11 protein-coding genes are annotated in these 12,524 nt (G+C 41.3%); 10 read left to right on the top strand and 1 reads right to left on the bottom strand.

Translation table 11 applies throughout. The features are described 5' to 3' along the window. The first annotated feature begins 25 nt into the window (after positions 1–25). From DXA07_RS04830 to mnmA, 8 genes are all read left to right on the top strand, one after another. Positions 26–898: a 3-hydroxyacyl-CoA dehydrogenase NAD-binding domain-containing protein gene (locus DXA07_RS04830; RefSeq protein ID WP_118483654.1), complete on the top strand. Its 873-nt coding sequence runs from the start codon at positions 26–28 to the stop codon at positions 896–898. A gap of 36 nt (positions 899–934) precedes the next feature. Beyond that, positions 935–2,101, top strand: a complete 1,167-nt coding sequence (locus DXA07_RS04825) for an acyl-CoA dehydrogenase (RefSeq protein ID WP_008400712.1) — start codon at positions 935–937, stop codon at positions 2,099–2,101. Positions 2,102–2,117: 16 nt separating this feature from the next. Further along, the gene (locus DXA07_RS04820) at positions 2,118–2,903 is read left to right on the top strand and encodes an electron transfer flavoprotein subunit beta/FixA family protein (RefSeq protein WP_008400713.1); all 786 of its coding nucleotides are present in this window, start codon (positions 2,118–2,120) and stop codon (positions 2,901–2,903) included. Positions 2,904–2,930: 27 nt separating this feature from the next. Beyond that, positions 2,931–3,992: an electron transfer flavoprotein subunit alpha/FixB family protein gene (locus DXA07_RS04815; RefSeq protein ID WP_118483652.1), complete on the top strand. Its 1,062-nt coding sequence runs from the start codon at positions 2,931–2,933 to the stop codon at positions 3,990–3,992. A gap of 245 nt (positions 3,993–4,237) precedes the next feature. Next, complete coding sequence (locus DXA07_RS04810; protein WP_118483650.1) at positions 4,238–5,761, top strand: MATE family efflux transporter; 1,524 nt, start codon at positions 4,238–4,240, stop codon at positions 5,759–5,761. 130 nt (positions 5,762–5,891) lie between these two features. Beyond that, entirely contained in the window at positions 5,892–7,079 is a 1,188-nt protein-coding gene (gene nifS, locus DXA07_RS04805) for a cysteine desulfurase NifS (protein ID WP_118483648.1), read from the top strand. A gap of 99 nt (positions 7,080–7,178) precedes the next feature. Further along, complete coding sequence (nifU, locus tag DXA07_RS04800) at positions 7,179–7,619, top strand: Fe-S cluster assembly scaffold protein NifU (RefSeq protein WP_021943777.1); 441 nt, start codon at positions 7,179–7,181, stop codon at positions 7,617–7,619. A 75-nt stretch (positions 7,620–7,694) separates the two neighbouring features. Then, positions 7,695–8,783: a tRNA 2-thiouridine(34) synthase MnmA gene (mnmA, locus tag DXA07_RS04795; protein ID WP_118483817.1), complete on the top strand. Its 1,089-nt coding sequence runs from the start codon at positions 7,695–7,697 to the stop codon at positions 8,781–8,783. 102 nt (positions 8,784–8,885) lie between these two features. On the opposite strand, the gene DXA07_RS04790 is transcribed toward mnmA, so the two are convergent. After that, a complete protein-coding gene (locus DXA07_RS04790; RefSeq protein ID WP_117784902.1) occupies positions 8,886–9,701 on the bottom strand; it encodes a histidinol-phosphatase HisJ family protein in 816 nt (271 codons plus the stop codon). A 416-nt stretch (positions 9,702–10,117) separates the two neighbouring features. Between DXA07_RS04790 and gap the strand changes: the two genes are divergently transcribed. After that, on the top strand, positions 10,118–11,155 hold the full coding sequence (gene gap / locus DXA07_RS04785; RefSeq protein ID WP_021943780.1) for a type I glyceraldehyde-3-phosphate dehydrogenase: 1,038 nt from the start codon (positions 10,118–10,120) through the stop codon (positions 11,153–11,155). A 146-nt stretch (positions 11,156–11,301) separates the two neighbouring features. Beyond that, positions 11,302–12,513 (top strand): phosphoglycerate kinase, encoded by a 1,212-nt coding sequence (locus DXA07_RS13365; RefSeq protein ID WP_021943781.1) that lies wholly within the window; start codon positions 11,302–11,304, stop codon positions 12,511–12,513. Positions 12,514–12,524 lie beyond the last annotated feature (11 nt).

Raw genomic sequence — 12,524 nt, 5'->3', positions numbered from 1 at the left:
AAATAATTTTTAGGAGGATATTAAAATGAAAGTTGGCGTTATTGGTGCAGGAACCATGGGTCAGGGAATTGCTAAGGCATTCGCTCAGGTTGATGGATATGAAGTAGCACTTTGCGACATTAAGCAGGAATGGGCTGAAGGCGGTAAGGACAAGATCGCTAAAGGTTATGCCAGACTTGTTGAAAAAGGAAAGATGACACAGGAGAAGGTTGATGGTATTCTTGCCAGCATCACTCCAGGTCTTAAGGAAGACTTATGCGCAGATTGCGACCTTATCGTAGAGGCTGCTTTCGAGAATATGGAAGTTAAGAAGACAACATTTTCTGAGCTTGACAAGATCTGCAAGCCAGAGTGTGTATTTGCATCGAATACATCTTCACTTTCCATCACTGAGATTGGAAATGGTCTTACCCGTCCTATGATCGGTATGCACTTCTTCAATCCAGCTGACAGAATGAAGCTTATCGAAGTTATCGCAGGTGTTAACACACCGGCAGAGACTGTTGATAAGATCGTTAAGATCTCAGAAGAGATCGGTAAGACACCTGTACAGGTAAATGAAGCTGCCGGGTTTGTTGTAAACAGAATCCTGATTCCAATGATCAATGAAGCTGCATTTATCAAGATGGAAGGTGTGTCAGATATCGCTGGTATCGATGCAGCTATGAAACTTGGTGCAAATCATCCAATGGGACCTCTTGAATTAGGTGATTTCGTTGGTCTTGATATCTGTCTTGCTATTATGGATGTACTCTATAACGAGACAGGCGACAGCAAGTATCGTGCATGTCCATTACTTCGTAAGATGGTACGTGGCGGCAACCTTGGTGTTAAGAGTGGTAAGGGATTCTATGTATACAATGCTGACCGCACAAAGACACCAGTTGATGCTCAGTAATTGACTGATAAATATATTTATGGAGGAAGAAATAGAATGGATTTCGCTTTAGACAAGAAGTATGAAATGGCGCAGAACTTATTCAGAGAATTTGCGCAGAATGAAGTAAAGCCTCTTGCTCAGGAAATTGATGAAAATCACAGATTCCCTAGAGAGACAGTAGAGAAGATGGCAAAGTATGGTTTCTTAGGAATACCTGTTTCTAAGGAAGATGGTGGACAGGGTTGTGATCCTTTAACATATGTTATGTGTGTTGAGGAACTTTCAAAGGTTTGTGGTACTACTGGTGTTATTGTTTCCGCACATACATCTCTGTGTGTAGATCCAATCCAGACATACGGTACACCAGATCAGAAAGCTAAGTACCTCCCAGATCTTGCTTCCGGTAGAAAGCTTGGCGCATTTGGTCTTACAGAGCCGGGTGCTGGTACAGATGCACAGGGTCAGCAGACAAAGGCTGTTCTTGATGGTGATGAGTGGGTTCTTAACGGATCTAAGTGTTTCATTACAAATGGTAAAGAAGCAGATGTATATATTATCATTGCAGTTACAGGTACAATTGAAAAACGTGGTAGAAAGCAGAAAGAGATTTCAGCATTTATCGTAGAAAAAGGCACTCCGGGATTTACATTCGGAACAAAAGAAAACAAGATGGGTATCTGTGGTTCATCCACATATGAACTTATCTTCACAGATTGTCGTATTCCTAAGGATGCACTTCTCGGACAGAAGGGCAAGGGATTTGGTATTGCAATGCATACACTTGATGGTGGTCGTATTGGTATCGCAGCTCAGGCTCTTGGTATTGCTGAGGGTGCTCTTGATATCACAATCGACTATGTTAAGGAAAGAAAGCAGTTTGGTCGTTCAATCGCTCAGTTCCAGAATACTCAGTTTGTACTTGCTGATCTTGCAACAAAGGTTGAAGCAGCTAAGTTACTGGTATACAAGGCAGCTAAGAAGAAAGAGCAGTACCAGGCTGATCACAAGACTTCATACTCTGTAGAAGCTGCTATGGCTAAGCTGTATGCTGCAGAAGTAGCTATGGAAGTAACAACAAAGTGCGTACAGTTACACGGTGGTTATGGTTATATCAAAGAGTATGATGTAGAACGTATGATGCGTGATGCTAAGATTACAGAAATCTACGAAGGAACTTCAGAAGTTCAGCGTATGGTTATTTCTGCAAACTTATTAAAATAATTAGGAGGTACTTAACGTGAAGGTTATAGTTTGTATAAAGCAGGTACCTGATACAAAGGGTGGCGTTCAGTTTAACCCAGATGGTACATTAAACAGAGGAGCAATGCTTACAATCATGAACCCTGATGATAAGGCAGGTCTTGAAGCTGCACTTAGATTAAAGGATCAGTATGGAGCAGAAGTTACAGTTCTTACAATGGGTCTTCCAAAGGCTGCAGATGTTCTTCAGGAAGCAATCGCTATGGGCGCTGACAAGGGCGTTCTTGTAACAGATCGTGTTCTTGGTGGAGCTGATACATGGGCTACATCAACAACAATCGCAGGAGCACTCAGAAAGCTTGATTATGATCTTATTATTACAGGTCGTCAGGCTATCGATGGAGATACAGCTCAGGTTGGACCACAGATCGCTGAGCATCTTGGAATTCCAGTTATTTCATATGCACAGGAGATCAAGGTTGACGGAGATTCCGTAATCGTTAAGCGTCAGTATGATGATGGATATCATATGTTAAAGGCTAAGATGCCTTGCCTTGTAACAGCACTTTCAGAGTTAAATGAGCCTAGATACATGACTCCAGGTGGAATCTTCGATGCAGTTAATGCAGAGATCACAACACTTGGCAGAGCAGACCTTGTAGATGTTGATGATTCAAACCTTGGTCTGAAAGGTTCACCAACAAAGATTGCAAAGGCTTCTGATAAGGTAAGAAAGGGTGCAGGCGAGAAGGTTGTACCTGATTCTCCAGATGAAGCAGTTAGCTATATTGTTGGCAAGTTAAAAGATAAGCATGTAATCTAATATAGTAAAGGAAAAGTGGTGAATAAAATGGGCGCAATGAACGCAGAAGATATGAAGAACTACAAAGGCGTATTTGTCTTTGCACAGCAGGTAGATAATAAGTTAAGTGGTATTTCATTTGAATTGATCGGTGAAGGAAAGAGACTTGCAGATAAGCTTAATGAAAAGGTTACAGCAGTCCTGATCGGTTCCGACGTAAAGGGTCTTGTAGACGAACTTGCAGAGTACGGTGCAGACAGAGTTATCGTTGTTGATGATCCAGAATTAAAAGAATACAGAACTGAGCCATATGCACATGCACTTGCTTCAGTTATCAATGAGTACAAGCCAGAGATCGTTTTAGTTGGTGCTACGGCTATCGGTCGTGATCTTGGTCCTACAGTATCAGCAAGAGTAGCTACAGGTCTTACAGCAGACTGTACATTACTTGAAATCGGTGATTTCCCTCTTGTTGCACTTCCAAATCAGGAGCAGAAGCACAATCAGCTTCTTATGACACGTCCTGCATTCGGTGGTAACACAATCGCTACAATCGCATGTCCTGATAATCGTCCTCAGATGGCAACAGTACGTCCGGGCGTTATGCAGAAGCTTGACAGAGTAGCTGGCAAGAAGGCAGAAGTGATTGAGTACAATCCTGGATTTATTCCAAACAACAAGTATGTTGAGATCCTTGAAATCTCAAAGGCTGTTTCAGATATCAAAGATATCATGGACGCTAAGATCCTTGTTTCAGGTGGTCGTGGTGTTGGTTCAGCAGAGAACTTCAAGCTTCTTGATGATCTTGCAGAAGTACTTGGCGGACAGGTATCATGCTCACGTGCAGTTGTAGATTCAGGCTGGAAGCCAAAGGAGCTTCAGGTTGGTCAGACTGGTAAGACAGTTCGTCCACAGGTATACTTCGCAATTGGTATTTCAGGTGCAATCCAGCATGTAGCCGGTATGGAAGAGTCAGATATCATCATCGCTATCAACAAGGATGAGGATGCTCCTATCTTTGATGTAGCTGATTATGGTGTTGTTGGAGATCTGAACAAGATCGTTCCTGCTCTTACAGAAGCAATCAAGGCTGAGCTTGCTAACAAGTAATTCAGTTTATAATTGAAAATGAACATTTCGAACTGCCGGGTTTTATACCCGGCAGTTTGTGTGTAAATGAGCCGACAGGCGAGATGGGGCATGAAAGAACATGAGAATGTTCTTTCACGCACAAAAGGGTGTGCCCTATTACATATTTTTCTGTTGAAACAATAAAAACAATGCTGTATGATAAATACTGTTGTGAAAAAGACAAATGACAGTTAGATAAAAGAAGAATAAGGTTGAAGAGACAAATGGGTAAGTATGAAAAACAGGAAGAATTGAAACGAGAAGAACTAAGCCAGGAAGAGCAGCTGTTAAAAACAGAAGCTGACAACACAAAATTGACAGACGACAGTAAGAATGTAAAAATGACAGATGCGTGTGAAGAAAGCAGAACAGAAAATACTGCCGGAGAAAATAAGATGGGAACCATGCCAATGGGGAAGCTATTGATTTCAGTATCACTTCCAATGGTAATTTCAATGTTGGTACAGGCACTTTATAATGTAGTCGACAGTGTATTTGTATCGCATTTTGATCAGGATGCACTGACGGCAGTATCGACGATATTTCCGTTACAGAATCTTATGATCGGAGTGACCTCCGGTCTCGGTGTCGGTTTTAATGCATTGATCTCCAAATCCCTTGGTGAAAAAAATCAGAAAAAAGCAAATGATGCAGCCGGGCAGGGGATCTTTCTGGAACTTATTGGATTTGCAATTTTCTTATTGATCGGTTTATTTGGTATCGAAGCATTTATGAAGAGTCAGACGGATGTTGCAAAGATCATTGATTATGGAGTAGATTATGGACGTATCTGCTGTATCTGTTCCTTTGGTATCTTTGCACAGATGACATTTGAACGTATGTTACAGTCGACAGGTCGGACGCTTTACACAATGAAGACACAGGCACTTGGAGCTATTATCAATATTATACTTGATCCGATTATGATCTTTGGATATTTTGGACTTCCGGCAATGGGTGCTGCAGGTGCGGCAATAGCAACAGTTATCGGACAGTGTATTGCGGCATTACTTGCAATCTATTATAATCTGAAAAAAAATCCGGATATCCAGTTATCATTTAAAAGCTTTCGGCCGGAGGGAGATGTGATCGGCAGAATTTTGTCCATTGCTGTTCCTTCAATCGCGATGGTTGCGGTAGGTTCAGTTATGACATATGGATTTAATCGTATTTTATTTACATTTACACCGATCGCAGTTTCAGTGTTTGGTATTTTTTATAAAGTACAGAGTATGGCATTTATGCCGGTATTTGGTCTGAATAATGGTATGATCCCGATAGTATCATATAATTACGGAGCAAAACAGCCGGATCGAATGCTCAAAGCTGTTAAATATACAATGATGGCTGCAATCTGTTTCATGCTGTTATGTCTGACTGCGATGCAGGTGATTCCGGACCTGATTCTTAAGGTATTTGATGCACAGGAGGATATGATGGCGATTGGTATTCCGGCACTTCGTACGATGAGTATTTCATTCCTGTTTGCAGGAATCTGTATTGTATGCTCCGGTATGTTCCAGGCACTTGGTAAAGGTGTGTACAGTCTGATCGTATCCCTTGCCAGACAGTTGATCGTTCTGCTTCCGGTTGCCTATGCATTTGCAAAATTTACGCGTAATCTGGAACTGGTATGGTTGTCCTTCCCGATTGCGGAGGTTGTCAGTGTTATTCTTTCGATCGCTATGGCGTTACAGACAAAAAAGAAGATTATCGATCCTTTAAAGAATTCTGTGAAAACAGTATAGGTATAAGCAGAACATTTGTCATAAAATGGCATATTCTATAAAATAGCAGAATGTTTCATAAAGGATCAATATAAAACGACGGTTCGGGATATAGCTATGGTACATAAAGAATCAGAAAGAAGGAAATGAAATGAGTGATTTGATCTATCTCGATCATGCAGCAACGACGGCAGTTCATCCGGACGTTTTAAAAGAAATGCTGCCATATTTTACCGATAGATTCGGAAATCCATCCAGTGTTTATGGATTTGCGGCAAATAATAAAAATAAACTGACAGAGGCAAGAGAGACGATAGCCGGAGCACTTGGTGCAAAGCCGGAAGAGATTTATTTTACAGCCGGTGGTTCTGAGTCTGATAACTGGGCATTAAAATGTACGGCAGAAGCCTATGGAGTACATGGGGGACATATCATTACAACAAAAATCGAGCATCATGCTATCCTGCATACCTGCAAGTATCTGCAGAATAGAGGGTATGATGTAACTTATCTGGATGTAGATGAAAATGGATTGGTTGATCTGAATACACTTGAGGCGGCCATCCGGCCGGATACTTTTTTGATCTCGATCATGTTTGCAAATAATGAGATTGGAACGATTGAACCAATAAAAGAGATCGGAGAGATCGCACACAGACACGGTATTTTGTTTCATACGGATGCAGTTCAGGCATTTGGACAGATCCCGATTCACGTAGATGGAATGAATATTGATATGTTAAGTGCGAGCGGACATAAGTTTAACGGGCCAAAGGGAATTGGTTTTTTATATATCAAAAAAGGCTTAAAGTTAAAGAGCTTTATTCATGGTGGCCAGCAGGAGCGAGGACGCAGAGCCGGTACAGAAAATGTACCTGGAATCGTAGGTATTGCAAAAGCGTGTGAGATCGCAATGGCAGAAATGGAAGAACGGATGAAAAAGGAGACGGAGCTCAGAGATTATCTGATCGAACGGATATTGAAGGAGATCCCGTATACCAGACTGAATGGACATTCAAAGAAACGACTGCCAAATAATGTCAATATCAGCTTTCAGTTCGTGGAGGGAGAATCCATTCTGATCATGCTAGATATGGCGGGTATCTGTGCATCCAGCGGCTCTGCCTGCACATCGGGTTCGGTTGATCCTTCTCATGTGCTGCTTGCGATCGGACTTCCGCATGAGATCGCACATGGTTCACTGAGACTAACCATTGGATATGAGAATACGAAAGAAGAAATGGATACGGTTGTCGATAATCTGAAACGGATCATTACAAATCTACGTAATATGTCACCGTTATATGAGGATTATGTCAAGAAAAATCATATACAGTAAGATTGTTAAAAATGAAAGATCAGATTCGGTCGGAGTGAATATAAGAATGCAATTGTGAAATGTGTGAGATAAAACGCCCCAAGTGTGAAGGAGAATGATATGTACAGTGATAAAGTGATCGATCATTTCCAGAATCCAAGAAATGTCGGTGAGATTGAGGATGCCTCCGGTGTCGGTACGGTTGGAAATGCTAAATGCGGGGATATGATGCGGTTGTATTTGAAAATTAATGAGGAGCAGGTGATCATAGACTGCAAATTTAAGACCTATGGATGTGGAGCTGCAGTAGCATCCAGTTCCATGGCAACGGAGATGATTAAAGGAAAAACAGTTGCCGAGGCAATGAAGCTTACAAATAAAGCGGTTATGGAAGCATTGGATGGACTTCCGCCGGAAAAAGAACATTGTTCTTTGCTTGCAGAAGAAACACTGCATGCAGCTTTGTGGGACTATGCAGAAAAGCATGGAATCAAGATTCAGGGACTTGTAAGGCCGGTACAGGATATTGAAGACCGGATGGTGAGAGAACTGGAAGATTAAACAGTATTTGGATACTTGACAGCCGGAGAAATCCGGTTCTATACTGCAAGCAGGAATTGCAGGAAGGAAGATAAGATGGATAAAAAGACAGTATGTGTCGGTATGTCAGGAGGCGTGGATTCTTCTGTAGCCGCATATCTTTTAAAAGAACAGGGATATAACGTGATCGGTGTGACCATGCAGATCTGGCAGGATGAGGATGCAGATCAGATCAGTGAGCATGGCGGTTGCTGTGGATTGTCGGCGGTAGATGATGCGAGAAGAGTAGCTGCACAGCTTGAGATTCCTTATTATGTAATGAACTTTAAAGAAGATTTTCGAAAATACGTCATTGACTATTTTGTAGATGAATACCGGAATGGAAGGACTCCGAATCCATGTATCGCATGTAATCGGTATGTAAAATGGGAGTCGCTGTTAAGGAGGTCGTTAAGTATCGGTGGAGACTACATTGCTACCGGACACTATGCAAGAGTGGAACAGCTTCCAAATGGCAGATATACCTTACGCGTGGCAAAAGGAATCGAGAAGGATCAGACCTATGCACTTTATAATCTGACACAGGATCAGTTATCAAAGACGTTGATGCCGGTTGGAGAATATAATAAGACACAGATCCGGCAGATTGCCACAGATATCGGTATCCAGGTAGCAAATAAACCGGACAGTCAGGATATCTGTTTTGTACCGGATGGTGATTATGCCGGATATCTGGAACGGGAAGAGGGCTTAAAGGCAGTACCGGGAAATTTTGTAGATATGAATGGAAAAGTCCTTGGCACACATAAAGGTATAATTCATTATACGATCGGACAACGGAAGGGACTTGGACTTGCGATGGGACACCCGGTATTTGTTGTGGATATTATCCCGGAGACAAATGAGGTGGTGATCGGAGAAAATGCAGATACATTTTCAAAAGAGCTGATTGCAGATAAAACGAACTTTATGTCTGTCGAGCATCCGGAAGAAGGTATGCAGGTGATCGGAAAGATCCGGTATGCACATAAGGGTGTGCCATGCAGAATTTATATGTTGGATGATGCCAGGGTTCGTGTTGTATTTGACGAACCGGTCCGGGCAGCGACCAAAGGACAGGCGGTTGTTTTTTACGAAAATGACTATATCGTCGGAGGCGGCACAATAAAAGAGATCATACGATAGGAATAAAAATGACGCTGGTGTGGATGCTATTATTTAAAAAATTATTATTGTTCTGCCACATACTCACCTATTATTACGCAAGACACTTCCGTTCTAGTACTCTTATAATTTATGAAATACAGGCTTCATCTGTTCAAAGGTGCAGTAATAGCGGAAACCTGTGGCGGTCAGGATGTCTCTGGCATAGGTTTCAAAGTCATAGCCGATGTATTTTGGAATATGTGCATCGCTTCCGACAGTGATGATCTCACCACCTAACTCCTTGTAGAGTTTAAGAATAGACGGATGAGGATGTGCATAAGTCATGTTTTTATATAGGCTTCCGGTATTGATCTCGATGCCCTTCCCATGTTCGATGATTGTTTTCAGAATTGCTTCAAAGACATCTGCATAATCAGAAAAGCGGAAGGCTGATTCGCCGGATGGACAATAACGGACGGCATAGTCCAGATGACCGTATATGGAATAATTATCAAAGGTTTGCACATTTGCAAGAATGGATTCAAAATATTCCAGCAGTGCTTCTTTTTCCGAACGTCCTTCATAGTAAGCGGGATAGTAGGGATCCTTGCCATATACAAGATGAGAAGAACCTATAATAAAGTCAAAATCATGATATTTATCTGTGTAGGCAATGATCTTGTCTGCGATATGAGACATCAGGCCGAGTTCGACACCGAGACGGATCGTAAGTTTATTCTTGTACTGTTCCTGCAACTTTCTTACAGCAGAAATATACCGGTCTGTATCTAACAGAAAGGTATGACCTTCCTCGTCTTTTGGATAATCAATATCATGATGATCTGTAATACAGATTTCAGACATGCCGAGGTGCAGTGCCTGTTCAACAATATCTGTAAGTTCTGTTTCAGAATCATCGGAAAATTCGGAATGTAAATGATGATCGCAAAGCTTCATATGTAAAAACCTCCTGTTGGATGTTAACGTTGTGAAAATTGATATTATTATAGCACGTCAGGAAATAAAACACACCTGCAGGAACGGAAAAAATAGTGAATAAAAACAGAAGATAAGAAAAAATCTTACAAAAGAAGTATATATCGGCAACACAAGAATCATGTGTGAAATATTTCGAAAAAAGGGTTAAATGGTTGAAATAAATATGAAAATATCATAAAAAGTTGATTCTTTGTACATTTTGCAATATAGTGTTTGTTTATTTTTGCGTGAATTGGACAATTTTTTTTTGAGAAAGACTTGAAATTTACACACAAATTAGGTATGATTTTGTTGTGTGAATAGCACGATTAATTACTGCGCTTTGCAGTATATTATAAATACTTTTATTATTCAAAACTTAGGAGGAATAAAAAATGGCAGTAAAAGTAGCAATCAATGGTTTTGGACGTATTGGTCGTCTCGCATTCAGACAGATGTTCGGAGCAGAAGGATATGAAGTTGTTGCAATCAACGATTTAACAAAGCCTTCAATGCTTGCAGATCTTCTCAAGTACGATACAGCACAGGGTGGTTACTGTGGTAAGATTGGTGAGAACCTTCATACAGTTTCAGCTGATGATGAGGCTAACACAATCACAGTTGATGGTAAGACACTTACAATCTACAAGGAAGCAGATGCAAACAATCTTCCTTGGGGTAAGATTGGTGTTGACGTAGTTCTTGAGTGTACTGGTTTCTACTGCTCAAAGGAAAAGTCAATGGCTCATATCAATGCAGGTGCTAAGAAGGTTGTTATCTCAGCTCCAGCAGGAAATGATCTTAAGACTATCGTATTCTCAGTTAACCAGGATACATTAACAGCAGAGGATCAGATCATCTCAGCTGCTTCATGTACAACAAACTGTCTTGCACCAATGGCTAAAGCTCTTAATGATTATGCTCCAATCCAGTCAGGTATCATGTCAACAATCCACGCTTACACAGGCGATCAGATGATTCTTGACGGACCACACAGAAAGGGCGACTTAAGAAGAGCAAGAGCAGGTGCTGCTAATATCGTTCCTAACTCAACAGGTGCTGCTAAGGCTATCGGTCTTGTTATCCCAGAGTTAAATGGTAAGTTAATCGGATCAGCTCAGAGAGTTCCAGTTCCAACAGGTTCAACAACAATCCTTACAGCAGTTGTTAAGGGTGCTGACGTAACAGTTGATGGAATCAACGCTGCAATGAAGGCTGCTGCATCAGAGTCATTCGGTTACAACACAGATCCTATCGTTTCATCAGATGTAATCGGTATGAGATATGGTTCATTATTTGATTCAACTCAGACAATGGTATCAAAGATCGCTGATGACTTATATGAGGTTCAGGTTGTATCATGGTATGATAATGAGAACTCATACACAAGCCAGATGGTTAGAACAATTAAGTACTTCGCAGAGTTAGCATAATTGACTGACAAATTGTAGTAATTAATTTGACCTTACAAGGGGTCCGGTCTTCATGGACCGGGCCCTATATTTCTTTTACAGAGATGTATTTGCGTTCTGTAACAAATATGAAGATAAAAGTATAAAAATCAGGAGGTTTAATAGTAATGTCATTAAACAAAAAATCAGTAGATGATATTAATGTAAAGGGACAGCGTGTCCTTTGCAGATGTGACTTTAATGTACCATTAAAGGAAGGTAAGATCACAGACGAGAACCGTCTTGTAGCAGCACTTCCTACAATCAAGAAATTAATTGCTGATGGTGGAAAGGTTATTCTTTGCTCACACCTTGGCAAGGTTAAGACAGAAGAAGATAAGAAGACAAAGACTCTTGCACCGGTTGCGGTAAGACTTTCAGAGCTTCTTGGACAGGAAGTTAAGTTTGTTGCTGAGCCTGAAGTTGTTGGACCAAAGGTAAGAGAAGCTGTAGCAGCTATGAAAGATGGCGAAGTTATCTTACTTGAGAACACACGTTTCAGACCGGAAGAGACAAAGAACGGTGAAGCATTCTCTAAGGATCTTGCTTCTATCTGTGATGTATTTGTAAATGATGCATTTGGTACAGCTCACAGAGCTCACTGCTCAAATGTAGGTGTTGCAGGTCTTGTTGATACAGCGGTTGTTGGATACTTAATGCAGAAGGAGATCGACTTCCTTGGAAATGCAGTAGAGAATCCGGTAAGACCATTCGTAGCTATCCTTGGTGGAGCAAAAGTTGCAGACAAGTTAAATGTTATCTCTAACTTACTTGAGAAGTGCGATACACTGATCATCGGTGGTGGTATGGCGTATACATTCTTAAAGGCAAAGGGATATGAGATCGGTAAGTCATTAGTTGACGAATCTAAGATCGACTACTGTAAGGAAATGATGGAAAAGGCTGAGAAGCTTGGTAAGAAGTTATTACTTCCGGTTGATTCCGTTATGATCGACGATTTCCCTAATCCAATCGATGCGCCGGTTGAGACAGAGGTCTTTGATGCAGACAAGATGTCAGCAGACAAAGAGGGCTGTGATATCGGACCTAAGACAATCGAATTATATGCAGATGCTGTTAAGACAGCTAAGACAGTTGTATGGAACGGACCTATGGGTGTATTCGAGAATCCTACACTTGCTGCTGGTACAAAGGCTGTAGCTGCTGCTCTTGCTGAGACAGATGCTACAACTATCATCGGTGGTGGTGATTCTGCTGCTGCTGTTAACCAGTTAGGATATGGTTCTAAGATGAGCCACATCTCAACAGGTGGTGGAGCTTCCCTTGAATTCTTAGAGGGTAAGGAACTTCCAGGTGTTGCTGCTGCAAACGACAAATAAATTATGTACAT

The organism is Clostridium sp. AM54-37XD (genome assembly GCF_003478225.1).
GTDB classification, from domain to species: Bacteria; Bacillota; Clostridia; order Lachnospirales; family Lachnospiraceae; genus Coprococcus; species Coprococcus ammoniilyticus.
Note: the sequence above shows the minus strand (reverse complement) of the source record. Positions and strands in the feature narration are given on the sequence as shown.

Coding starts and splice junctions, on each gene's coding strand:
- DXA07_RS04810 (WP_118483650.1), top strand. CDS start 4,238: ATGGGTAAGTATGAAAAACAGGAAGAATTGAAACGAGAAGAACTAAGC.
- mnmA (WP_118483817.1), top strand. CDS start 7,695: ATGGATAAAAAGACAGTATGTGTCGGTATGTCAGGAGGCGTGGATTCT.
- nifS (WP_118483648.1), top strand. CDS start 5,892: ATGAGTGATTTGATCTATCTCGATCATGCAGCAACGACGGCAGTTCAT.
- DXA07_RS04830 (WP_118483654.1), top strand. CDS start 26: ATGAAAGTTGGCGTTATTGGTGCAGGAACCATGGGTCAGGGAATTGCT.
- DXA07_RS13365 (WP_021943781.1), top strand. CDS start 11,302: ATGTCATTAAACAAAAAATCAGTAGATGATATTAATGTAAAGGGACAG.
- DXA07_RS04815 (WP_118483652.1), top strand. CDS start 2,931: ATGGGCGCAATGAACGCAGAAGATATGAAGAACTACAAAGGCGTATTT.
- DXA07_RS04790 (WP_117784902.1), bottom strand. CDS start 9,701: ATGAAGCTTTGCGATCATCATTTACATTCCGAATTTTCCGATGATTCT.
- DXA07_RS04825 (WP_008400712.1), top strand. CDS start 935: ATGGATTTCGCTTTAGACAAGAAGTATGAAATGGCGCAGAACTTATTC.
- nifU (WP_021943777.1), top strand. CDS start 7,179: ATGTACAGTGATAAAGTGATCGATCATTTCCAGAATCCAAGAAATGTC.
- gap (WP_021943780.1), top strand. CDS start 10,118: ATGGCAGTAAAAGTAGCAATCAATGGTTTTGGACGTATTGGTCGTCTC.